The sequence below is a fragment of the Paenibacillus sp. RC73 genome (genome assembly GCF_044908085.1).
GTDB lineage: Bacteria > Bacillota > Bacilli > Paenibacillales > Paenibacillaceae > Paenibacillus > Paenibacillus terrae_A.
This window is the reverse complement of the sequence record NZ_JBIYCV010000001.1, coordinates 573,992-599,047: the sequence shown is the minus strand read 5'-3', so window position 1 is coordinate 599,047 and position 25,056 is coordinate 573,992. Positions and strand designations below refer to the sequence as shown.

Here is a 25,056-nt window from a genome sequence, read left to right as displayed (position 1 = left end):
GTTGGTTGTCGATGGAAAAAGAAATCTGCATTATTCATGCCCCCACCAATCTTGGCCTTAGCAGGCATCCGGACGGTAGAGAAAGAGGCTGCTGGAAGCTTCCCGCTGTTCTTGAGGAGTTGGGTCTTCACACAGCGATCGGAGCACAAGTCGCGACAAGGCTGTCTCAGCCTGCATATCCGAAGAAGTATACATACAACGACGGCGCCTTATTTGGGGCTCAGGTGGCCGCTTTTTCCATTGAATTGGCAGATACGGTGGAGGAGGTACTGAGCACCTCTGCGTTTTCTCTTGTTCTGGGCGGCGATTGCAGTGTGCTGCTGGGAAGCGCCTTGGCGCTGGCGCGAAAGGGGAATTACGGACTAGTTCATATAGACGCACATCCAGATTATTACCATAAAGGAAATAGTGATAAAGCCGTTGTGGCTGGTATGGACCTTGCTATTGTTACGGGTAAAGGAACAGATATTTTAACCAATCTGGAAAACCGAAAACCTTATATTCAGAGTTCCAATGTCCTGACCTTCGGCTATCGCGAATCAGATCCGGAGCAGAGCATTATAGAAGAGGCAAAGACGGAGGGCATTACCTGCTTCAGTGCGGAACGCTCTCTTCGGGAAGGGGGTGCCAGGACTGAGGATTTTTTGAATGATTTCATTCATCAGCGAGAGGTTGACGGTTTTTGGCTTCACCTGGATGCAGATGTGCTTGACAAAACGCTCATGCCCTGTGTGGATTGCCCGGAATCTCATGGCTTGCAGTGGAAGGAACTCACAGATGTTCTTAGAGTCTTACTGAAATCACCTCAAATAGTAGGCATGAGTGTGGCTATACTAGACCCCGATTTAGATCCCGGCTTGAAGGTAGCAGCAAACTTTAAAGAGATGTTGACTGCTGTATTACGCCCGCAAAAGGTTGAGCCTCAAGCTGATTTGCTATATAGTTATGACTGGACAACCATTCCATCTATATAAAATGAATGCCAAAGTAGGGGGCCCTTGCAATGATTATTAAACCGAAAGTCCGTGGCTTTATCTGTACTACTGCGCATCCAGGAGGATGTGCGGCTCATGTCAATCGTCAAATCGACTACATCAAAGAAAGTCCTTCAATACAAGGAGCCAAAAAGGTGCTTGTGATCGGAGCTTCCACCGGCTATGGACTGGCTTCCCGCATTGCTGCCAGCTTTGGTATGGGAGCTGATACCATAGGTGTATCCTATGAACGCCCTGCTTCAGAAGGACGCACAGCTTCAGCTGGATGGTACAACACTGTAGCCTTTGAGGAATCGGCTAGAGCGGCTGGCTACATAGCAGAAAGCATTAATGGAGACGCTTTTTCCCATGAAATCAAGCAGGAAACGTTGAAACTGGTTAAGGAGAAGCTGGGCAAGGTAGATCTGATTGTGTATAGTGTCGCTTCACCACGACGGACGCATCCCGATACGGGTGAAACCTTCAACTCCGTTCTCAAGCCCATCGGGCAGCCCTTTTCTGATAAAACGGTGAATACCAATACAGGTGTCGTATCGGAGATTACGCTGGAACCGGCTACAGAGGAGGAAATTGAAAATACGATAACGGTAATGGGGGGCGAAGATTGGTCCTTATGGCTAAAAGCGCTGGAAGAAGCTGATCTGCTGGCTGAAGGGGTAACCACACTGGCTTACTCGTATATTGGTCCAGAGATCACGGAGGCCATTTACCGTAAAGGAACCATTGGCCAAGCCAAAAATGACTTGGAGGCCACAGCGCACAGCTTAACGAAGCAACTGGAGCATTATGATGGAAAAGCCTACGTTTCTGTAAATAAAGCTTTGGTTACACAATCCAGCTCGGCTATTCCAGTTGTACCTCTGTATATTTCCTTACTGTTTAAGGTTATGAAGGAAAAGGGCTTGCATGAGGGCTGTATCGAGCAAGCGCAGCGTCTGTTCGGAAAGCTATATAGTGGATCGACAGTGGAAACCGATGAGGAAGGGCGCATTCGTCTGGACAACTGGGAAATGAGAGCGGATGTCCAGCAGGCTGTCCAAGAGGCTTGGTCCGGGATTACTACAGAAAATGTGTCTGAACGGGGCGACCTTGAACAATATCGTCTCGATTTCCTTCAGTTGTTTGGATTCGGGTTTGATGAAATTGATTATGATTTGGATGTAAATCCAGATATTCAGTAGAATCATGGCTGATCTCGAATTGTACTACACACATAATAAAAGCGGGCACTTACAAGCGAAATAAATCGCTTGTGAGGCCCGTTTTTTTATATCAGGATTTATGCAAAATCCTCATATGTTAGGCAAATGTATATAAGCTGAACTAAAAAAAGGTACATGCAAACGGAGCAGGCGGAATGGTGCTGTACAAGCAAAGTGTTCTTGTTTCAGTAGCTGAAACTATCGGGGATCTGACGTAGAAACCGATTTGTGATGAAGCAGACGAAAAACAGCGATGGTAATCATGATCCCGGCAACGCCAAATACAGATACGGAGGTCAAAGCCTGGTAGGCTTGCCAGCCGAATAAAAAAGCGATACCACTGCCAAAGGTTGTGCCTGCCAGTAAACCGAGTGCGCAAGCGATGTCTGTTCTGAATTTCATAAGCTTTTTTCCTTTCGGAATCAGGATTTGAAAAGCAACTTGTACTTTTCATCTGGACTTGGACAGGAACTTGTGCGTACAATTAAATAGAAATCGTTTTCAAAGAGAATCTTTTTAATAGTATGGATCATTCTTGTGCAAATTATTCCTTTTCAGGAGGTAGATCAAATGAATATGAATGAGCAGATCAAGCAGTGGAACGAAGAAGCACAGGCAAACTACACCGATCACCCTTACCGAAAGGTCGAATTGTTTATTGAGGTGCGTGATGGAGCGCTTGAAGCCGTCGTCCCTTATCTGAAGCAACAAAATTACCGTCATATGACGCTGGTAGAGGATGAACATACTTCTGCGGCGGCAGGGGAAAAGTTGACACAACGGATACGTGACGCAGGTTTGGTGGTCGATGTGGTTCGGCTGCCTCCCAATGCTGTGGGGGATGTGATTGCAGATGAGGGCTATATCGTAAAGGTGTTGTTGGGCGTGGCAGATGAGAGTCAGGCTGTACTGGCCGTAGGCTCCGGCACTATTCATGATCTGGTTCGCTTCGCATGCTATAAAATGAATCGTCCGTTCCTGTCGGTGCCGACGGCCGCTTCTGTGGATGGATTCACATCGGCAGGCGCGCCGTTGATTGTGGGCGGCAGCAAGCAGACATTCCAGGCTGTTCCACCGGAAGCGATCTTTGCTGATCTATCCGTACTGGCGAATGCGCCACAAGCGATGACTGCTGCAGGCTTTGGCGATATGCTCGGCAAATTCACCTCATTAGCCGATTGGCATGTGTCCAGGGATTTGGGGGGCGAACCGTATTCGCTTTTGGCTAATCGAATTACGGAGGAGGCGCTGCGGGCCTGTGTAGAGCATGTTGATGAGATTGCGGCGGGTAGCCAGGCAGGTGTCGAAGTGCTGATGAACGCGCTGATCGCATCCGGCATTTCCATGCTGATGATTGATCATTCCCGTCCAGCATCGGGGGGAGAGCACCACATTTCTCACCGAATTGAAATGGATTTTATTGCGGAGGGACGCAAGCAAGTTTTGCATGGTGCCAAAGTGGGCGTAGCTTCTGCTTTACTGGCGGACTTGTACAGGGACCTGGTTGCCAGCCAAGCTGTGGATGCTTTTGAGGTATATCGAACCTTGCCCACGTCGGAGCAGATGCGTGCATGGCTGGCTCAGGTCGGTGGTCCGTCTACGATTGCCGAGCTGGGCGTAACCGAGGAGCAGCTTGCGCGCGCACTTCGCACGGCTCATACCCTGCGTAATCGCTATACAGGGCTCAAGTATATGAACGATCATCAATTGCTTCGCTCATAAAATGCACATTTACAGAAGCGGTATTTAGACAGGATAACCAAGCACTTGTAACATGGAAGGGATTAGCGAATGGGTTTACGCCTCCGGCAGCTATACAACGATATCCTGCTCCTGTAACATTTGTATGTACAAATGAACGATATGCTATAATCGTGAAATACAAAAGGGTACACGATATTGCAAGTGACGGAGGAAATTATGGCGCCCAAATATATACAAGTTAAACAGGAAATTTTGTCATGGATTCATTCATCCAGGCTGGAGCCTCAAAGCCAGCTTCCATCTGAGCATGAAATGTCTGAGCAATTTGCGGTTAGTCGGCAAACCGTGCGTCAGGCGTTAGGTGAGCTGGTGCAGGAAGGTTGGCTGTTTCGCATGCAGGGCAAGGGGACCTTTGTCGCCACACGGGATAGCAAGCAGCCCGAGGACCCACGGACGATCGGGGTCGTTACGACCTATATATCGGATTATATTTTTCCGTCGATTGTGCAGGGAATTGAATCCAAATTAAGTCGTCAGGGCTATAAGCTACTGCTGTCAAGCACAGGCAATGACCCTGAGCAGGAACGGCAGTGTTTGGAAATGCTGCTTAGTCAGCCATTGAGCGGGATTATTATTGAGCCGACCAAAAGTGGGGAGCGCAACCCCAATCTCAATTATTACCTGACCGTGGAAAACCGCCAAATTCCTTATTTAATGATTAATGCCCGGTATGAGGAAATGGATGCGCCATGTCTGCGTGTGGATGATGAGAAGGGCGGATTTTTAGCGGCTGAGCATCTAATTAAGTTGGGACATCGGCGGTTAGCCGGGTTTTTCAAGACAGATGATATGCAGGGAATTCTTCGTATGAAGGGATTTGTGGCCGCCCACCGTAAATATGGGGTTACGCTGCATCCGAATGCAGTGACCACCTACCGGACAGAAGAAAAAAATGAAGTTCCGTTACAGCGTGCGTCTGCACTGTTGAGTATGGAGCCGGAAGAGCGCCCTACCGGATGGGTAACCTATAATGACGAGCTGGCTGTGCGTTTGTTGGACATTGTGCGTTCGGCGGGTCTGAGCATTCCGGGCGATTTGTCGCTGGTGGGGTTTGATGACTCTTTTTTGGCAACGGCAACGGAAATCAAGCTAACTACAATCCGCCATCCCAAAGAAGAGCTGGGACTTCGCGCCGCTGATACGATACTGTCGATGATCGAAGAAAAGGGCTTCCGCGAAGAGGATCGCCAGTGGATTATTCCACCTGAGCTGATTATCCGTGAATCTACGGGTCCTGTTGCCAGTGACGTATAAGAACCTAATAAATATGGGCGAGTTTTTATTTGGATACATGTAAGGACAAGTTGGAAGAAATGTAGTTCTGACACCTCACAGCGTATCGGCCTGCCTACTCGCCTTATCGTACAGCCTGTTTTCTGGATTGCAGAAAATAGGCTGTTTTTGCTATGTTTTTTCTGAAAACATAAACAGTTACGCAGTGAAAAAACGTATAAAAAAACACTGGCTAAGTTGTACGTACAAGTGTATAATGAAAGCGGAACCAAGGATAAGGGACATTATGATCCTCTTGTGGTTTTCCATTTGAAGCTGGGTTTAGCACTTCCATTTCAGAAATGATAGTAAAAGGAGTGTCTTATACATGTTAGAACAATTAAAACAGGAAGTATGGGAGGCCAATCTGGCTCTTCCCAAGCATGGTCTGGTTACTTTTACGTGGGGAAATGTAAGCGGTATCGACCGTGAGCAGGGACTGGTTGTAATCAAGCCAAGTGGTGTGGCCTATGAGGAGCTGAAAGCAGAGCAATTGGTTTTACTCAATTTGCAAGGCGATATTGTTGAAGGGGACCTTCGTCCTTCATCAGATACACCTACACATCTGGCACTGTACCGTGCGTTTCCACAAATCGGTGGTATTGTACACACGCATTCCTCTTGGGCCACAAGCTGGGCACAGGCAGGACGCGCGATTCCTGCATTAGGGACAACACAGGGTGATTATTTTTATGGAACGATTCCGTGTACTCGCGCGATGACTTCAGAGGAAATTGCCGGAGAGTATGAGCTGGAGACGGGACATGTGATTATTGAGACGTTTCAGGATATTAGTCCAGCGGATATTCCAGGTGTACTCGTTAATCAGCATGCACCGTTCGCTTGGGGGAAAAATGCCGATGATGCCGTTCATAATGCGGTGGTGCTGGAGGAAGTAGCCAAGATGGCGTACCGTTCCTTCGCGCTGAACCCGGAATTAACCTCTATGGATCAGGCGCTGCTGGATAAGCATTTTCTGCGCAAGCATGGAGCGAACGCCTACTATGGTCAAACGAAAAAGGAGGAGACACACAAATGAGCAAGTATACCATTGGTGTCGATTATGGAACAGAGTCCGGGCGCGCGGTCATTGTTGACCTCTCTAACGGAGCTGAAATTGCTACACACGTAACACCATATCGCCATGGGGTTATTGATGAAGTGCTGCCTGGCAGCGGACGCAAGCTGGAAATGGACTGGGCGCTGGAGCATCCGGCTGACTATATTGAAGTGCTGACGACTTCTGTACCTGCTGTCATGAAGGAGACGGGGATTTCTCCTGACGACATCATCGGGATCGGGATTGATTTTACAGCATGTACGATGCTGCCAATCGATGCGCAGGGACAACCATTGTGTTTTGACGAGAACCTGAAGGATAACCCGCATAGCTGGGTAAAACTGTGGAAGCACCATGCAGCGCAGGATGAAGCGGATCGTCTGAATGAAATTGCCACACAACGCGGAGAGGCATTTCAGCCCCGTTATGGTGGTAAAATTTCATCCGAATGGATGATCGCAAAAATTTGGCAAATTCTGAACGAGGCGCCGGATATTTATGATCAGACAGATCGCTTTGTAGAAGCGACCGACTGGGTTATTTCCCAGCTTAGTGGAGAACTGAAACGTAATCAATGTACAGCGGGTTACAAGTCCATTTACCATCATCGTGACGGTTATCCGGACCGTGAGTTTTTCAAAGCGCTCGATCCTCGTCTGGAAAATTTGACAGATACGAAGCTGCGTGGTGAAGTTTATGACTTGGGTAGCCGTGCAGGTGGATTAACAGAGGACATGGCTGCAAAGCTCGGGCTGAATCCGGGAACTGCAGTAGCAGTAGGTAACGTGGATGCACATGCGGCTGTTCCGGCGGTAGGTGTCGTTACACCAGGCAAGCTGGTCATGTCTATGGGAACTTCTATTTGTCATATGCTGCTCGGTGAGGAAGAAAAAGAAGTCGAAGGCATGTGCGGTGTTGTAGAAAACGGAATTATCCCGGGCTATTACGGCTATGAGGCTGGTCAGTCGGCGGTAGGAGATATTTTCGCATGGTTCGTTGAGCATGCTGTTCCCGGTGAGGTGAAGGAGCAGGCTGCGGCAGAAGGCGTGAACGTCCATGTGTGGCTGGAGCGCAAAGCGGCAGCGTACAAACCGGGCGAAACCGGATTGCTTGCGCTGGATTGGTGGAACGGCAACCGTTCTGTGCTGGTGGATACGAACCTGACGGGTCTTATTGTCGGCTATACGCTGCTGACGAAGCCGGAGGAAGTGTATCGTACATTGCTGGAAGCCACAGCGTTCGGTACACGTAAAATCGTCGATGCGTTCCATCACAACGGCGTGCCGGTAGATGTATTGTATGCATGCGGTGGATTGCCGCAGAAAAACCGTCTCTTGATGCAAATTTATGCCGATGTAACCGGACGGGAGATCAAAGTGGCGGCTTCTACTCAAACCCCTGCCCTGGGCGCAGCGATGTTCGCGGCAGTGGCTGCGGGAGCAGAGGCCGGAGGGTATGACGATATCGTCGAAGCAGCGCGCCATATGGCTCGTGTACGGGACGAGAGCTTCAAACCGATCCCGGAGAACGCGGCCGTCTATGATAAGCTGTACGAGGAATACAGCCGTCTTCACGACTACTTTGGACGTGGAGGCAATCCGGTGATGAAGAAGCTGAAGGCGATTAAGGAAGAAGCCGGACGTTCTACACAAGCGGCAAGCACTCATTCTTAAAAAGATAAGGTATCTAAAAAAGCACAGTACGCCGGGAAAATGGCAGACTGTGCTTTCTTTGTTCTTATATTCCATGATTTGCAACAGGCGAAAGTCTTATGAAATGAAAGATGGTAATGCGTTCCTTTCATAGACTTTCAGGTAAAGTACAATCGTTTAGGTTTAACGGGCATTCTCACTTTTTCAGCATGGCATCAGCAAACAAAATGGATTTTGGAATGCGGAAAAACTGTTCCGCCTGATCCTGGAAGGTTTGAGAAGGAACGGTACCCTGGTGCAACCATTTTCGAAATGTGCCGGGATGAACGCCAATCCAATGACTGACATCGGTCACCGAAATATCATGGACCATACATAGACCCGCCAAAATCCGGTTTTTGACCGGGGAACGAGTCACAGTCCGTTTCATAAAACGGGACGGTGATGGCTGACAGATGAGCGGTGAACGCCGGACAACCTCTTCATTAAACAGAATATGGTGCGGATAACCAAGTGTATTACAAGCTTTTTCCAGATTAGTGTTGCCGGGAATACGACCTTCATATACCCACGCGCTGACGCTACGGGAGGAAATGGAAAGCTCCTCGGCAAGCTGAGACAGTTTAATGTCATTAGCCATCAAAACGGCTAGCAGAACACGATTGCGCACTTGACAGCGTGTCGGCTTGCGAAAACGTTTGACGCGCACACCTTTTCCCAAATATTTGCGATTGATCAGAGACCACGCCTGAATGGAATGTTTATCTTGTTGTTTAGGCATATATCCTCCGATTTTTTTAACCACATACTACTATACCCGAAGGGGGCTTTGCAAGTGACTCCCCTCCTGATTTTCTTTTAATCCCATGGGCTTAACCGGTTTATGGAAAATAAGGTCCATTTGACCTATGAAAAGGGGCGTTTAAGGGGCCGATATATTAAATTGTCGTATTTATTATGGAAATGAAGGAAAGATGTTCTTTTTTTATGATTGTAAGGCTTATAAGAGAGAGAAATGGATAGGGGACTCCAAGTGTACCCAACTATTTCCTGAATGACAAGAGGAGGTTATCCAGTCAGATGGTTTGTAAAAAGATAATGGTATGGTTTCTGACGGCACTTTTGGCAGCAAACACTTTGTTGTGCTTGCCTGGTGTGGCAGGAGCGGAGGAACAAGATTTAAGGGACGGAATGCAACTGGATCAAGTGGATACGGTACAGGAGGAATTTGAGGTTTCTGATGGAACCGTTTCTTTCACCCCGTCCACTTCTGCGACAAACAGCGTCTATAACGCACTGATGATGAGCTTGGCAGCGGTGGATAACACGACGCTCGTCATTCATCCCGGAGAGACCTATGAATTTGAGAATATAGATACTGCTGGTAGATCAATAACCAGTAATGCATCAACAAAAAATGATGTTACTTATGACCTGGTCACTTATAAAGCAGATGGGTCTATAAATGTAGCCTATCTGGATCACACTTCCACTTCAACTGTGGTTCCGGGAGGAGGTTCTTCTTTTATAACGGCTACAGGAGCAGGGCCTCTGGTCGTATCGGTTAAGCCTCAATTTACCTACAGCACCTCCGAGAATCCGGCACTGGAGCGCATTACTGTCTTTAAGGACGAGAGTTATCGCATTGTAAATGAGGGGGCGGGCAGCCGTACCATTTTGCATAATGCTTCGAGCGCGGACAATCGCCGTTTTGACTATGCAAAATATAAAGAGGATGGAACTTTAGTCGCATCGGGTCTTAATAGTATTGCTCACCCTACTTTTGCGGATGACGAAGAGCTGATTATTACAGGCTCCACTGCAAACGTGGTTAGCTTCGGATTTCCGTATGGCAAATACAGTATAGAAAACACCGGAGAGCCGGCTTATGCACGGGTTACCTTAAATCAAGGAGAAAGCTACCAGTTTATCAATGTGGGAACCAGATTGGACACGATTGAGAGCGATGGGACAACCAAGGATAAGCTTGACTACGTTGTTTACCTGGCAAATGGAACGGAGTCTTCACGCGGTAGTGGCACTTCGGGGAAGCCGCAGATTGGTGTGGACAGATACGCGGTAATTACTCAGGTCACTGCCAATCCGGTTACATACGGCGCTCCTTATCGTAACTTTATTGCCCGTCCTGTGGGCGGATATGCGATCAGCCGCGTCGAGTTTGAGGCAGGCAAGAGTTACATTTTCCATAATAACGGCACGCTGATGAATCCGATCTACAATAACTCCAGAAAGACTGGAAATTTGTTCGATTATGTTATCTATAAGTCAGATGGAACGGTATACACTTACGGTTTTAACAGTCAGGCAGGTCCTATTCGGGATATGCCATTGTGACTGTGATTGGCCCGAGTCCCATTATCTTTGACTATACGGACGATTTTTCCTGGGAAACGAGCAGTGATCCTGCCTTTTTACGCGTAACACTGTCGAAAGGTGAAAGCTATGCGTATACCAATATCAGTAATCGTTTAAGGAATCTGCACAGCACCGCCAAAACCGTTAAAGGTAAATTTGAAGCGGTTCTGTATAAAGTGGATGGTACAGAGCAATCCAGGCGCAGTGATACAAGTACAGCCCCTCAGGTTGGTGCTGGAAAGACAGCTCTTCTTACGGTAACAGGTGATACGCCGATTACATTCGGCGGTATTTATCGGAGCTTCCATGGTCAAGGAGATGATGGTGACCCACTTCAGGAAACGACTTTGCAGCCGTGGGATTCCTATATTTTTGAGAATCATGACAATACATCGCAAACGCTGCGTCGTAACAAAAGCAGTGGAAGCTCTAGATTTGATTTTGCCAGCTACAAGGGACTTAGGCTACTCGCAGCCGATCATTTTAATACCTTGGCTGACCCGGAAATTATCGAGAATGGTGTTGGTATTGTAACGAATGTTTCGGATCGGCCTATCACCTTTAGCCATAGCACTAAGGTAAAGGCTTTACTCAGCGCGCAAATGGCATTTTATCGGATTACGTTAAAGCAGGGAGAAAGCCGGAAATTTATCAACAGAAGTCCGAATGCCAAGGCTTTGGACGTACTTTCTTCCACCGGGATGAAATGGAGTTACACTAACTATCTGGAAGATGGGACGATATACAGTCAAGCGATTGATACGACTCAGTTGCCACTAGTTCAGGCTGGCGGCTATGCCATCGTTACGACGGTATCGGAAATACCTGTGACTTTTGGAGCCGTATGGGGGATATTCGATGTTGAGGCTGCCGAGGTACCGACAGGCAATCAGATTACCGTCAAGCAGGGAGAAAGCTATGTATTCAATAATACTGGCTCACAGGCTTCCTCGTTGACCACAGATGCTTCAAACGAAAGTCGCCTTTATGACTATCTCGTATATGGAGCAGGTAGCGGTGTGAATTCCAAGGTGGATGGAGCAGGAATGGATGCTTCTTTACCCAAAATCTCACTTGGAGCTGGAGGTACGCTCGTTGTGACCGTCACTTCACCGCAAGCTGTGACCTTTTATTTCAACAATGACATTAAAGCGGAGCCAAGCCCAGAACCAGCGTTATTAAAAACGTCTTTGTCCGGCGGAAAGCAGGAAGTATGGATCAATCGCGGAAGCGAGGCAGCCCCTGTCTTGACGAATGCAGAGACGGCTGGTGGAACGTATCAGTATACCGTTACGGATCAGGCTGGAAAAGTGATTCGTGAACATAAAGAGGCGACAGATAATCTACAGCAAGTGCCAGGTAAAGCAAACATTCATCTTGCCGTAGCGGCAGCTACTCCTGCTGTTAACTTTGGAGCGCCTTATCGTGTGTTTGCTATGAAAAATAAAGATGACAGCAAGCTGGACGAGCTCATTGAGCTCATAGAAAAGGAAGCTGACTTTACAGTAGGTCAGCAAGGGAAATATCGTTTTACACCCAAAGAAGACGGAATGTACCGTTTTGCGGTGATGGAAAAATCCAACTATGCTGTGCAGCAGCCTATTGTAACCTTGTTTACGGACCCAGATTTTTCTAATCAGCTTGTCTCCTCAACAGAGCAAGAGCAAATATATGGTTTGAATTTCACTGTTTTAGAGTATGAGATGAAGACAGGACAAACCGTTTATGTAAAGCTGACAGAAGCCAACAGTGGCGCATTACAAACCGTAATTAAGGCAGCACATATGTCGCTTGGCAAGGATACTTCATATGAATACGGCAAAGGGAACCGACTGAATAAAGTTATTTTTTCCACCGGAGATCAAATCGAGCTGCATTATGATTTAAACGGAAACGTCAGTATGCGGCTGAAAAAGGTATTTCCTTTTACAAATTAAATAGGGGTGAGCATGTGTTTAAACGTTATATTTGTAGTCTATTATGTGTGGCAATGTTGCTGGGTCCATGGAGTACATGGAGTACATGGGCATATGGAGAGGAAGGGAAAGGAGAGGCAGCGGCTTCTCAGGCTTCTTCGTCTTCCACTCCACAGATTATTACCAGAGCATGGCTTGCACAGCAAACGGGTAAGGATCAGGCTTGGATCAATACACAGTTATCCAAGGGCTATACTTTATATGATATTTATAAAGCATGGCAAAAAGATGGTGGGGAAAACTCATTACCGGAACAAAGTCCTGCCTTGTGGGTACAGCAAAATGGGCTTGAATTGAGCACAAAAGCGAAGATGGAACCGTCCAAGGAGCCGGCTGAACTAAAGGCAGGTGAAAAGCCCGTTCAGGATGAAGTGGTGAATCCCAAACCGCTGGATAAGGGTGAGGAACCATCGCTGGTCCCTGAGACGACTGAGGCAGGTATACCATCCTTACCCAGCGTACATGATTCCGTGTATGCACCGATTCCAGAAGAAAACGGCCTGATCGGGCAGGCTTTACTTAAACAAAGCTTGCTACAGGTATCTGCTGCAACAGATGTGTATGCTCCTTTGGATCAGGCAGCGCTTGCACAAAGCAGGTTAAGTGATGATACTTCGCGTTATGGGCTGGATTACGGTGACAACAGTGTATCCACCGCTTCTGGACAGCTTGTTGTTCAAAATACGGACCTCGTGCTGCCAGGGTCATTGCCCTTTGCACTGACTCGTGTGTACAACAGTTCATTGGCCAATAACCAGATTGGTGTGCAGCAAAATGAGGGGGCATATACAAACACAAGTGCCATCCGCGAGGAGGAAGCAACTTCAAGTCTGGGACGAGGCTGGAAATGGGATCTTCCACATATGCAGAAACAGGACGGTAAACGGTATTTGTACATGCCTGGAACAGGCTCCTATGAACTGAAAAATGATTTGAAGCTTGAAGGATATGCATACAAAGATCTGAAGATCAGTACAGATCAAAGCGCAAGCGTGCAGGGAATACGAAGTGAATACAAAATATCTGAGCTGAATGGAAATGACTATTATCTCGATCAGGACGGTTATTTGATTTTAATTCAGGATGCGTATAAGAATCGGGTAGAATTGGATTATACAAGCTCTGGTGGAGCTAAGCTCATTCGTTCGATTCGAAATAATGATGGCAGAGAGCTTGGCTTCACTTACAATGCCGGACAGCTTGTAGTCAAGGAGCAGGGAACGGACCATCAGTACACCTATCGTCAAAATGGCGAGGGAAGCAGCAAGGTGCTAACGGAAGTGCTGGATTCCCTGTCACGAAGCACCAGCTATACGTATACCTTCATGGATGCTCCGTTTAATTTGGTAGCAGATCGTGAAGGGAAAACGGGAGCCTTACAGCCCAATGCAACCGCGCTGCTGACACGAATTGTACGACCTACTTCGTCCATGACTGACATTCGTTATGAAGCCTACAACAAGCGCATAGGCGTATACGGTACACAAGGCGTGTTTAAAGTGATTTCACGCGCAGATGTGTACAGTACAACGGCAGGTAACCGTTTTTTAAATCAAACCGATCTCACCTATTCGGGAGAAGATCTAGCCAGCTATGGCAAAAACGCTGAATGGACGGTGGTTGCTACAGGAACACGTACAACAGAAACCTTCCATTTCGCTAAAACCTTTAGAGGAGAGCATGCGCCCGACAAATCGGTTCTTAACCGCTATGATCAAGAGGGAGATTCCACCGGGTATCATGTAGACTACACGTATAAGGACGCCATGGACTGGAATTTGCCTGCGCAAATGCGAGAGTCCTATACGGAGGGGGGTTCTTCATCCGAGCCTGTCACGACCTCTTATGAGTACAATGAATATGGTCTCCCTTTGAAAATATCCCAAAGTACGGGGTCGGAGACGGTTCATACGTATAAAACCTCTAGTGAGCCTTTTTTCTGGGTACAACCCGTTCAGACGGTTAGCCAAATCAGTGAAGGAAAAACCGGAACGACAGTTCGAACCTATAAAGCAGAGGGCACATTGAATGAACTAAAAAACTATGAAGGCACAGCGCAGGGGAAGCTTTTATCACACAGCTATACTTTTTACAATGCAAAAGGGAATGTAAGCAGTCAGAAGGTTCTCATTGACGACAGAAACTATACGGATGTTTCTATAGATTATAAATCTTCCTATGGTTCTCAGCTCCCGACAAGGCAGCTTTTGCCTAAAGGTGTTGAGTATACGTATGACTACTATCCGACCGGAGAAATCAAGTCCCAAACCGATGCCAAGCGCAAAACGGAGTCCTATGTGTATGACGCGTTGGGGCGTGTAACGAAGGTTACTTATCCGAATGGCACTCAAACGGTTGTGGTATACAAGGATGATACGAACGATGTCACCGTCACCGGACCGGATGGCGTGAGTGCTGAAAGACTGTATAACCCATTCGGACAGCTGCTCCAGCAACAGGTGGACGATGCGATCTACGGATATGGTTATGATGATCATGGAGATATGGTCGAAAGCACGGATGCCGAACAAGCCACCACTCGCTACGCCTACGATGCTTTTGGACGGCCTGTGAAGGCGACCTATGCGGATGGAACAGCAGATACCGTGGCGTATCATGCGGTGAATCGAACGGTCACTTATACGGATGCAGCTGGTTATCGTGTGCGTGAGGTATCGGATGCTTTAGGCCGTGTGACTTCCACTCAAGAAGCTAACAATGGCTCCTTTCAGCCGCTGGAGTCGTTCGCTTACAATCATGCGGGTAGGGTCACTAGCCGGACGGACGGTAACGGCCAACGTATGACCTATGATTACGATGCACTGGGACAAATGACCTCCGTCACAGATCCATCCGGACAGCAGGTTAGCTATATATATGATCTGGCCGGAAATTTGAAGACCGTTCAGTATCCTGACGGGCAAAAGAATCTGTACTCGTATGATGAGCTGGGCAGACGCATGCTGCTGGAGAAATCCAGTGGAGGAACGACGCTAAATATTTACGATACGGATGGCAATATCACCCGTATGCTGACAGGGAAATCGCAAGCGATCACTTTTGAATATAATACGAACGGGCTGGTTACGGAAGCGGCGGGACCAGATTTTAAAACAAATTATACCTATGACCTTGCGGGACGCCGAACCAGCATGACAGATGGGCAGGGAATGACCTCCTATGCCTATGATCCAGCAAATGGGGCGTTGACTGGACTGAAATACCCGGACGGCACGCAAATAACCTACGAGTACAACAAGCAGTCTCGCACAGGCTATGTGCTGACCGATGGTGCTGGTACGTCTATGCACGTTCAATCCAAGCTGGATAGTTTGGGCCAAGTGACTCAAATGGACGTTAGCAGTGGAGCCGGGACAGCGGGCGTACAGAGTCTGGCAGGAGCGAGTGCTGCTACGGGTGGTTCACTGGATCGTATGACATTTGAGTATGCACCGAATGGGTTGCTGAAAAGTCAGGCTTCAAGCCGAGGGCTAAGTACGCGATTCAGCTATAACGGACTGGATTTGTCCGGAGTTACGGTGGAGCAAGGCGGTGCGGCATTGCACCAATTTGGGTATGAGCGGGATGGGAATAAAAACATCATCGGACGTACACAAAACGGAACCACGGATCAATTTGGATATGACCCGTCCAACCGAATGGCCAGCGAAGCCGCAGGTGAGAAGAACAAGACCTACGGCTATGATCCGAATGGAAACCGAAGCGCCGAAGGCAGCGGCAAAGTGTTCGGCATGGAAAACGCCAGTTATGGCTATGATTCCGTCAGTCGTCTGACCCATGTGAGCGGTGAAGGCAAAGAGGTCGGATACAGCTATAACGGAGACGGGCTGCTGTACGAGCGTACGGAGGGTGGCAAAACGACCCGGTATTACTATGATGAAGAAGCGAAGCTGATGGCGGAAGCTGAGGTCGAAGGTGGAGCGGCGAAGATCACGTATGCTTATGTGTATGACTTGTCCGGTCAACTGTGGGCGAGACAGGACAAGGCCAGCGGACAGCTGCAATATTACCAACTGAACGGCCACGGGGATGTGGTGGGCCTGAGTGATAGTGCGGGCAAGGAGCTGAACAGCTACAGCTACGACATTTGGGGCGGCCCGAAGACGGTGAAAGAGACTGTTCCGAACGTGTTGCGCTATGCTGGTGAGTATTGGGACGACACGACTGGACTCCAGTATTTGCGAGCCCGCTGGTATGATCCGGGCACAGCGCGTTTTATGGGCGAGGATACGTATCAGGGAGAAATAAACGAGCCGTTAAGTTTGAATGGATATACGTATGTGCATAATAATCCGTTGACTAACAGTGATCCAACTGGGAATTGGTGTACAGCGACGGTTAGGGGGAAATATTATTCTCACCCTGGATATTGCAGTGGCTCAGGTAAAAATGCAGACTATATTTCAGATTCCATTTCCATTAATTTTGGTCGGTCTATCTACGCTGCAGGAGTAAAACAAGGGACATGGTATCCTAAAGGCGCGACTCGGATTACATGGGATAAATCAGGTATATCTGATGCTGTTATGGGTTGTTACTATGATGTACAGTGTGCAAGTTTTGTAAGTGGTTCCCTTGTAGAAGGACCTGCCATAGCTAAAGTGACTAAAAGTAAAGGTGCCGGTGCGGGCAAAACAGCAAAAGATATAATAAGTAAATGTAATTGCTTTACAGCGGGTACGGAGGTTCAAACAGATGAAGGGGAGAAACCGATTGAGGACATTGAGGTAGGTGATAGAGTCCTAGCCAAAGACGATGAGACAGGAGAAATGGCTTACAAGGAAGTTGAATGGCTCTTTCAACGTGATGTTAAGGAAACATATAATATTACTGTCGGCGGCGAAATCATAACGACTACTGACGAGCATCCGTTTTGGATTGTCGGCAAAGGTTGGGTCAAATCCAAAGACCTATTGGTGGGCGATATTCTTACAACCTCGGCTGGCAAGGAATTAGACATTGAGAAAATTGAGGTTAAGAAGGAACATGCTACTGTATACAATTTTATGGTAAAGGACTTCCATACGTACTTTGTATCGAATCTTGGAATTTGGACGCATAACAGTTGTGGTACTGGATGGATAAAACATGACACGTACAATGAAATTCGTAATAAGTTTGGTAAAGATGCAGTAGACAAGTTTACTGATGCTATGAATAAGGGGTTAGTTAGTGGACAAGGGGCAAATGGAATCAAACTCCTTTCAGGAGATGGGGTTAAGGTAGGAGGTTCTTTCTTTAAATATGAAATTAAAATAAAAGGTAAGTATGGAGATTGGAGGGTTTATGGTAACTATGACGCGAAATTAAATCGAATTATATTTAACAAATTTGACAAAGGAAAGCATTAGAAAAGGTGTGTTGATAATTATGAATGTCGGGGAATTAAGAGAATGGATTATTAATAACAATATCGAACATCGTTCAATAGAGGGATTCTGGATTGCGTTTAATAATTATATGGAAGAATCTCCAGATGAGTTTAAAATCTATTTTAATTCTTTTAGTGAACAGTTTTTGGATATTAAAGTACAACAAGTAGCACTGATGATTAGTGATTATCCAGAATATGAATCAATTCATGTTGTAACGTACATCCCAATTATTTATAATTCCAGAACGATTGGGCTGTTCAGATTGTTTTTCTCTCTTGATGGTGTAGTATATGATGATTATTTTTCACTGGATTGATTTTTCTGACCTTGAGGAATTATCCTCAAGGTCTTCCTTTCACCTGCACCTATTATCGAATGAGCCTAGAATCGAACTTAACATTCATTACCCTCGTATAATATTTCTCTAATATAGCTGTAGGCACGTGTATAGTCTTGAATAGTATACCCTTTTATTTTAATGTTCCACCCCCGTTATAACGTAAAATCATCAGATAAAAAAAGAAACAGGCAATCATCTGCATTATGCGATAGCTAGTCAACATCCTTTACAGCATGTTGAAGAACAAAACCGAATACCGTCTTATCGCTATACCTGAACGGCGGCAAGCTAATGATACAATCGCAGTAGCTGAAATAGTTGCTACCTTCTTTCTTCCCTGAACCAAGTTTATAACTAACAAAGGGGAGAAGAATATCGAAGACATTGAAGTCGGTGATAAGCTTCTTTCCAAGGGTGAAGCGACTGGCGACGTAGCTTACAAAGAGGTTACGGCAACGTTTAACCATAAGACGGATGAGATTTATAACATCCATGTGGGCTACCAAGTCATGAATCAACCTTCAATCATCCGTTTTATGTTGAAGGTAAAGGGTGGACGTTCGTCAAAGACCTCAAACCCGGTGACTTGCTTGTTCAGAGTGACGGGAATACACTCAAGGTAGACAGCATTGAACTGGAACAGAAGCACGTCACAGTTTACAATATGACAGTCGATGAGTTCCATACGTATTTTGTTAGTGATCTTAATATCTGGGTTCATAACACTAACTGTGTGCAAGCTTGGATAAAAAGGGATACCTATACTGATATTCAGGATGCATTCGGAAAAGAAGCCGCTAATAAATTCTCAAATGCTATGAAAAAAGGATTTGTAAATAGTGCTAAGAGTGATAATGGTATAAAGGCACTATCTGGTAGTGGAGAAAAAATAGGCAGCACATATTATAAATATGAAATTAAAGTAGTTGGTAAATATGGAAATGCAAGAGTATACGGTAATCTTGACCAAAAATCGGGCCATATTATATTTACCAAATTTGTTAAATCACATTAATTAGGGAAGGTTTGTGTTTGATGGAAGTTGGGAAACTGAAGGAATGGATAGTTAATCATCAGGTTGAAAAAAGAACTCTAGAAAATTTCTTTCTAAACTTCGATAATTATATGAAAGAACAAGCAGAAGAGTTTCACATGTTTTTTGGAGATTATGATGATAAATATTTGGATGTATATCTAAAAAAAATTGCTTTAATGTTGGATAATTTTCCGGTGCTTGATTATGTTCATGTCATTTCTTATTTACTAATTGAATATAAAGGGAAGGTGGTAGGTGAATATAGGCTACTCCTTACTTTGGATGGAGAGGTTTATGACTTCTTGTTAACTTTATATTAAGTTGGAGGGTGGCAGCAGAAAGTTGCCACCTTTTTCTTTGCTTTGTCAAGATTACAACTAACGAAGGAAAATATTGATATTAAAAAATACTAGTTTTTATTTATTGTTAAATAAGGTAAGTATTTGAGGTATTCAAGTATCAGTATCAGTTATTTTACAATGTGAGGAATCATTTTAGTGAGAATTTAATGACTGGAGGGAAGGAAATGAAAATGCCTATCTGGTTCAAAATAATATGGATGATACCTATTCTTATAAATATAGCGGCTTTCATATGGTTTATTTTAGGCTCAACGGGGGGCTTTCAACATGGACATGATATCTTGGGAACCGCTACAATGGTTTTATTTGGAGTTCCGTCAATTATAATTGTATTAATATCGTTAACGTATATTTGGCAGGGATGGGCCCCATTTAGTGGAATAAAATATGTGGTGTCAGCAATATTGATGGCATCTTTACTGTTTTTTTCTTATTATTTAGTAGATGGAACTCCCACTCGAGGATGGCTATATGATAATGTTGATAGTGATCCAGTACGCTTAACTTCAGATCAAAAATATGAATATCGTATTGATTTAATTAATCCTTTCCAGAGGAATTGTAGGGAGCAATTACACTTAAAAAATATTTCAACAGGAGAAGAAAAAAATATTCCTATTTCAATTAGAAAGGAAAATGAGGGCTATTCAGGTGGAGGTAGCGAGGACTGGGCTTGGGGTATTTTAAAACCGACATATGTACCGAATCAATACGAGTTGTCTACACTGGACGAACATAATAATGGGAGGTATGGTATGGATCCCAGAGTTTTTCTAATTGATGTAGAGGCGGGGACTGCGCAAATATTGAAATAGGATTTTTGAATATTTTACCACAATGCGATATAGTTTCGTGTTGTGGTCTTTTTTAATTATCAGTCCTTAATTGCGCTTACTTCATGCTATTGTAAATAAATATTATGGTGGGCTGGTTACCGAAGCAGCGGGACCGGATTTTAAAACCAATTATACCTATGACCGTGCAGGACGCAGAACCAGCATGACAGATGGGCAGGGAACGACCTCGTATGCCTATGATCCAGCAAATGGGTCGTTGACCGGACTGAAATACCCGGACGGCACGAAAATAACCTACGAGTACAACAAGCAGAGTTTGGCAGGGGCGAGTGCTGCTGCGGGCGGATCACTGGATAGCATGACGTTTGATTATGCCCCTAACGGGCTGCTGAAAGGTCAGTCTTCAAGCAGAGGACTGAGTACGCGATTCAGCTATAACGGACTGGACTTGTCTGGGGTTACGGTGGAGCAAGACAGTACAGCGCTGCACCAATTTGGTTATGAGCGGGATGGGAATAAAAACATCATCGGACGTACGCAAAATGGCGAGGATACGTGTCAAGGTGAGATAAGAGATCCGCAAAGCTTAAACTGGTATGCATGCGTTGCGAATAATCCGTTGGGGTATGTTGACCCGAGCGGGCAAGAATTTATGCCTACGACTAAAGGCGGAATATTTTATACTAACCAGAAGAACATTATACATTGTGAAAGAGTAGAGATTTTTGGTTCAGAGTAAAGCCAAATTCGCCTTGAGGGATAAATTCCTTCAAGGTTTTTCATTTGCATTGGACTCATTGGGTTATTTTATGCAGATGAATTGAATATGGGAATTTCATAATAGGGAAGTATAAGAGTACAATGGGTACAGCCATAAAGCTGAATTAAATATATTTAAAACTATTGCCGTAGAGTCACGTTTAATTGCAGAGTATAATGCAATTGATGGTGAAGGAGTTCTCTACAACTTGGAAGCAATAAGGAGAATTAAGACTAGGGGATTTCTTTTTTTATGAAAATAAGAGCAGGTTCGGAAAAAAAGAAGTTATCTTATTTTCAGAAGAATGTCTTAATGAAGTTTCAATAATTATTGTATGACTGTAAAGGGGAGTGGTCTGTTATAGCCACTTAATACTGAGTACAAAATTCATGAAAGGCTTGTTTTATAAGCTCTAGTTCTACTAAAAGAATTTATTAATCGCTTGCATTTTAACTCAGCTAATTTATTCACAACTTTGTAATCTCGATGGTCGGGGAGATTGCGAGATTGTTGTCGAATTGTTTCACTATATTTACATACTATACTCTGGTAATCTATTAATATATATAGGGGGGGGAACGGAAAGGCGTTCCGATTCAAAAAGTTGAGATACGTTTATGTTCTATATGTTTAGTGAATGTCTATATTGCCATGTCTATACCGTCATGTCTGTATAACTTCATAGACAAGCTAGAGATAGCTCCCGCACATATAAAATACAGCACAGGATGGTGTAAGTAATGAAGTTTTTGAATGTAAAATGGATGGCTGTATGTTTGATGGCAATCTGTTGTTTGGGTCTGTTGGGCATACATACGAATACGGCAAGTGCGCAAGCGAAGACTCCTTTGCTGGGAGTCAATGATGTATTACTGGATTCTAATACGATTCAGCCGGTGATGGAAAATGACAAGTTGTATGTACCTATCGTTACATTAGGTCAAAAGATGGGGATTTCGACTTCGGTCAGCGGACGTACATTGCAGTTGACGGGACATAATCGCAGCTTTACGCTGGATGTGACCAAGGGTGATGTTTTTGAGCGCGGAGGACGTACGATGGTGCCGATTCGCACATTGGCGGATGCCTTCGGTTTTACCATCACGATACCTTCAAGCAATGTATACCGGATTCAGAATGCGAATGCAAGCTTGTCTGATGCACAATTTTTGAACAAATTTGCCGCAGAAATTAAACAGTATGTTGCTGTGAAGCCAGGAAAATCTGGCAATACAGGAACTAAGGGGAACGCTTCCCCATCAAGCCGTACGATTTATTTGAGCTTCGATGACGGTCCTACAGCCCATACTTCACAGCTGTTGGATATCTTGGATAAATATAATGCCAAGGCGACTTTCTTCATGTTGGGACCGGAAATTCGTCAACATAGTGCAGTTATGAAGAGAATGGTAGAGGCGGGTCATGGTTTGGGCTTGCACGGGATAACGCACCAGGTGAAGAAAATCTATGCTTCTCCGGCAGCGGCGCTTGCAGAAATGAATCAGGATAATGAGATTTTATTCCAGGCAACAGGGCAACGCACTTCTTTAATTCGTACGCCTTATGGCAGCAAACCTTATTTGAATAAAGCATTCCGTGATCAACTGACGGGTGCAGGCTATCATATTTGGGATTGGAATGTAGATTCCAACGATTGGCGTTATACCAAAAATCCAGAGCATTTTGAACAGAGCGTTCTGCGTGATATTAAAAGATTGAAGAAACAAGGCAGAACACCTGTCGTTCTTATGCATGATAAGCCATCTACGATCAAGGTGCTTCCACAGATCATGGCAGCTTTGCAGAAAGAAGGCTATTCGTTCGAGCCGTTAAATGGCAATTTGACTCCACTTAATTTTTGGAATGATCATCGTTAATTGAATAGCTGTCAGAAAAACAGGCTACCCTACTTTATTTTTTTGAAGAGGGGGTCTGTTTTTTTATAAGCGGTAAGCAGAAATCAGGCGTGTTGGATAAACAAGTATTACGTTGCCCATAAATTTTATATGAATCTATGAATTACATATCCCTGTTCAGGTCATATGACTTTACGGGTTGCCACGTCGCTGCATATATTGCAGTAACCGCCCCGAGAGGAGGAACAGGTATGAATATTAACCCGGCTATGTTTAGTATGTTTTGTGCTACCACAGGTGCCATTATAACATTTGCATTTGGCGGCTGGAATCAGTTGATGGTGCTGTTCACAGTTGCGATGGCTGTTGATTATGTGACAGGAGTTGCCGCAGCGATTAAGACTGGACAAGGCTTGAGCAGCAAAGCCGGTTTTTGGGGATTGACGAGAAAGGCTTTGATGCTGATGGTGATTTCTTTGGCACATCATATGGATCTCCTGATGGGCACCGAAATCATGAAAGGGGCGGCGACGTATTTTTATTTATCCAACGAATTAATCTCGATTACAGAAAACTGCTCACGCATGGGCTTGCCACTTCCACCAAAGCTCAAGAATTTTTTTGCTCTGCTGAAGGACAAGGAGTCTGGTGGGAAAGATGGTGGAAAAGATCGCTAGAATTATAAAGCTTCTTTCCGTATGTGGGGCGTTATGATAAAATTTTGAAGAGAACATTTTAAAAGATAAGGAGCCTATACGTATGATTAAACATATTGTTTTGTTCAAATTGAAAGACCGCTCCCCTGAAAGCATTGAGCATACGGCATCCATTTTGCGCAGCATGAACGGTAAAATCAAAGAACTTCTGTCACTCGAAATAGGTACGGATGTGATTCGTTCGGAACGATCTTATGATATTTCCCTTACGGCTGTAGTCGAAACATTGGAGGACTTGCAAACGTATCAGGTACACCCTGTGCATCAGGAGATCATTGTACACATGAATGAAGTGAAGGATGTATCGATCGCAGTTGATTATGAAATTTGAAGCGGTTACGGGAGGTGCAGGATCTTGTATTATGTCAACCGGGAGCAAATTGAGCTTCGGCTAGGGGCCGTTACCGACATTGTTGCAGGACTCCGCCGCATATCGGACGCTTGGAACGGAGATTTGTTGCAGGGGCTGGTGCAGGAGCGCTGCCTTCATCTGGCGATTGAAACGGTGACGGACGTAGGAAGCTATATCATTGACGGATTTATTATGCGCGATGCCAGCAGCTATGAGGATATTATTGGTATCATTCATGAAGAGGGCGTACTGGAGGATACCGTGTTTAATCCTCTGATGGAGCTGGTAGCTTTGCGGAAACCCTTGGTGCAGGAGTATTTCCATTGGGACCGGACGAGCCTTCATCCGCTTACACCTGAGCTGCCCGAGCTATTGGAGCGTTTTGCATCCAGTGTGCATGACTACTTAAATAAGGAATTGGGTCAGCAGCCCGAGGGAGTGTAAAGGCTAAAGTGACGGATAAGCATATCGTACCCGAAATGCCCACCAGGCGCATGATTATGACACTATTGAAAACCCAGGGACCTGTGGGCGTCGGAAGCTTGGCAGCTCAATTGGGCATTACTGAAATGGGGGTGCGCAGGCATCTCAAATTGATGGAGCAGGATGGTCTCATCGTCGCTACAGTAGTGCGGCAGGCGATGGGACGTCCGACGTTTTTGTACAGTCTAAGTGAGCAGGGAAGTGAGCAGTTCCCCCGAAATTATGATCATTTGTTGCTGGAGCTGCTGGAGGAACTGGATGAAGAGCGGGGAATGGAAGCTGTTTACTCTCTGTTTGACGGCAGAAAACGCAAAATGATGAAGCGTTACGCCCCTCAGATAGAGCGCGAGACCACGCTGGCTTCACGTGTGGAAAAGCTTTCCGGTATTCAGAACGCCTCCGGTTATATGGCGGAGTGGCGGGAAGAAGAGGACGGGAGCTACTCTATTGTGGAATACAATTGTCCGATTTCTCAAATCGCAGGCCGTTACCGCAAGGCTTGTGAATGTGAGCAGCAAATGTTCGAGGAGCTGCTTGATGCCGAGGTTGTTCGTGAGGATTGCTTGGCGGATGGAGGACGTTGCTGCCTGTATCGTATCCGGTCCCGAAAAATGTAGGTACTTTCATGGCTTGTTCGCTGTGTCATGACAAGCTCTCCGCG

Annotated in this window: 21 protein-coding genes and 1 pseudogene; 20 read left to right on the top strand and 2 right to left on the bottom strand. The window is 45.6% G+C overall.

Translation table 11 applies throughout. From position 1 onward, the window contains the following. Positions 1-11 precede the first annotated feature (11 nt). On the top strand, positions 12-974 hold the full coding sequence (locus ABH897_RS02790; RefSeq protein ID WP_283657791.1) for an arginase family protein: 963 nt from the start codon (positions 12-14) through the stop codon (positions 972-974). Between the two features lie 29 nt (positions 975-1,003). Next, a complete protein-coding gene (gene fabV / locus ABH897_RS02785; RefSeq protein ID WP_283655427.1) occupies positions 1,004-2,176 on the top strand; it encodes an enoyl-ACP reductase FabV in 1,173 nt (390 codons plus the stop codon). 219 nt (positions 2,177-2,395) lie between these two features. On the opposite strand, the gene ABH897_RS02780 is transcribed toward fabV, so the two are convergent. Further along, positions 2,396-2,599: a hypothetical protein gene (locus tag ABH897_RS02780; RefSeq protein WP_283655428.1), complete on the bottom strand. Its 204-nt coding sequence runs from the start codon at positions 2,597-2,599 to the stop codon at positions 2,396-2,398. Between the two features lie 168 nt (positions 2,600-2,767). Between ABH897_RS02780 and ABH897_RS02775 the strand changes: the two genes are divergently transcribed. The 4 genes from ABH897_RS02775 to ABH897_RS02760 all read left to right on the top strand — a co-directional run bounded on the left by ABH897_RS02775 (position 2,768) and on the right by ABH897_RS02760 (position 7,966). Beyond that, on the top strand, positions 2,768-3,919 hold the full coding sequence (locus ABH897_RS02775) for a sn-glycerol-1-phosphate dehydrogenase (protein WP_283655429.1): 1,152 nt from the start codon (positions 2,768-2,770) through the stop codon (positions 3,917-3,919). 198 nt (positions 3,920-4,117) lie between these two features. Then, entirely contained in the window at positions 4,118-5,215 is a 1,098-nt protein-coding gene (locus ABH897_RS02770) for a GntR family transcriptional regulator (RefSeq protein ID WP_283655430.1), read from the top strand. Positions 5,216-5,561: 346 nt separating this feature from the next. Continuing rightward, complete coding sequence (gene araD / locus ABH897_RS02765; RefSeq protein WP_404591142.1) at positions 5,562-6,272, top strand: L-ribulose-5-phosphate 4-epimerase; 711 nt, start codon at positions 5,562-5,564, stop codon at positions 6,270-6,272. Continuing rightward, complete coding sequence (locus ABH897_RS02760; RefSeq protein WP_283655431.1) at positions 6,269-7,966, top strand: ribulokinase; 1,698 nt, start codon at positions 6,269-6,271, stop codon at positions 7,964-7,966. Before araD ends, ABH897_RS02760 begins: the two co-directional genes overlap by 4 nt. Before the next feature lie 175 nt (positions 7,967-8,141). Here the strand turns inward: ABH897_RS02760 and ABH897_RS02755 are convergent, their stop codons facing one another. Next, on the bottom strand, positions 8,142-8,726 hold the full coding sequence (locus ABH897_RS02755) for a helix-turn-helix domain-containing protein (RefSeq protein ID WP_014280814.1): 585 nt from the start codon (positions 8,724-8,726) through the stop codon (positions 8,142-8,144). Positions 8,727-9,025: 299 nt separating this feature from the next. Here ABH897_RS02755 and ABH897_RS02750 point away from each other — a divergent pair, with 299 nt between their 5' ends. The 14 genes and pseudogenes from ABH897_RS02750 to ABH897_RS02685 all read left to right on the top strand — a co-directional run bounded on the left by ABH897_RS02750 (position 9,026) and on the right by ABH897_RS02685 (position 25,012). Next, the gene (locus ABH897_RS02750) at positions 9,026-10,300 is read left to right on the top strand and encodes a hypothetical protein (RefSeq protein WP_404520659.1); all 1,275 of its coding nucleotides are present in this window, start codon (positions 9,026-9,028) and stop codon (positions 10,298-10,300) included. After that, positions 10,297-12,258, top strand: a complete 1,962-nt coding sequence (locus ABH897_RS02745) for a hypothetical protein (protein WP_404591139.1) — start codon at positions 10,297-10,299, stop codon at positions 12,256-12,258. Before ABH897_RS02750 ends, ABH897_RS02745 begins: the two co-directional genes overlap by 4 nt. Positions 12,259-12,272: 14 nt before the next feature. Beyond that, entirely contained in the window at positions 12,273-17,669 is a 5,397-nt protein-coding gene (locus ABH897_RS02740) for a polymorphic toxin-type HINT domain-containing protein (RefSeq protein ID WP_404591136.1), read from the top strand. A 19-nt stretch (positions 17,670-17,688) separates the two neighbouring features. Further along, entirely contained in the window at positions 17,689-18,009 is a 321-nt protein-coding gene (locus ABH897_RS02735) for a hypothetical protein (protein ID WP_283655445.1), read from the top strand. 374 nt (positions 18,010-18,383) lie between these two features. Continuing rightward, positions 18,384-18,745 (top strand): annotated as a pseudogene (locus tag ABH897_RS02730) (polymorphic toxin-type HINT domain-containing protein); the annotation flags it as partial. 21 nt (positions 18,746-18,766) lie between these two features. Beyond that, entirely contained in the window at positions 18,767-19,048 is a 282-nt protein-coding gene (locus ABH897_RS02725; protein WP_404580414.1) for a hypothetical protein, read from the top strand. Positions 19,049-19,065: 17 nt separating this feature from the next. Beyond that, a complete protein-coding gene (locus ABH897_RS02720) occupies positions 19,066-19,389 on the top strand; it encodes a hypothetical protein (RefSeq protein WP_283657796.1) in 324 nt (107 codons plus the stop codon). Between the two features lie 206 nt (positions 19,390-19,595). After that, a complete protein-coding gene (locus tag ABH897_RS02715) occupies positions 19,596-20,246 on the top strand; it encodes a hypothetical protein (protein ID WP_283655447.1) in 651 nt (216 codons plus the stop codon). Positions 20,247-20,316: 70 nt separating this feature from the next. Continuing rightward, positions 20,317-20,967 (top strand): hypothetical protein, encoded by a 651-nt coding sequence (locus ABH897_RS02710; protein WP_404591134.1) that lies wholly within the window; start codon positions 20,317-20,319, stop codon positions 20,965-20,967. Positions 20,968-21,728: 761 nt separating this feature from the next. Continuing rightward, positions 21,729-22,865, top strand: a complete 1,137-nt coding sequence (locus ABH897_RS02705) for a polysaccharide deacetylase family protein (RefSeq protein ID WP_404591132.1) — start codon at positions 21,729-21,731, stop codon at positions 22,863-22,865. Positions 22,866-23,095: 230 nt separating this feature from the next. Next, positions 23,096-23,521 carry a phage holin family protein gene (locus ABH897_RS02700; RefSeq protein WP_014280817.1) on the top strand — a complete coding sequence of 142 codons (426 nt, stop codon included), beginning with the start codon at positions 23,096-23,098 and terminating at the stop codon, positions 23,519-23,521. 82 nt (positions 23,522-23,603) lie between these two features. Next, the gene (locus tag ABH897_RS02695) at positions 23,604-23,891 is read left to right on the top strand and encodes a Dabb family protein (RefSeq protein ID WP_250267997.1); all 288 of its coding nucleotides are present in this window, start codon (positions 23,604-23,606) and stop codon (positions 23,889-23,891) included. Positions 23,892-23,915: 24 nt separating this feature from the next. Beyond that, a complete protein-coding gene (locus ABH897_RS02690; RefSeq protein ID WP_404591130.1) occupies positions 23,916-24,356 on the top strand; it encodes a DUF86 domain-containing protein in 441 nt (146 codons plus the stop codon). 8 nt (positions 24,357-24,364) lie between these two features. Continuing rightward, positions 24,365-25,012 (top strand): helix-turn-helix transcriptional regulator, encoded by a 648-nt coding sequence (locus ABH897_RS02685; RefSeq protein WP_044646315.1) that lies wholly within the window; start codon positions 24,365-24,367, stop codon positions 25,010-25,012. The last annotated feature ends 44 nt before the right edge of the window (positions 25,013-25,056 follow it).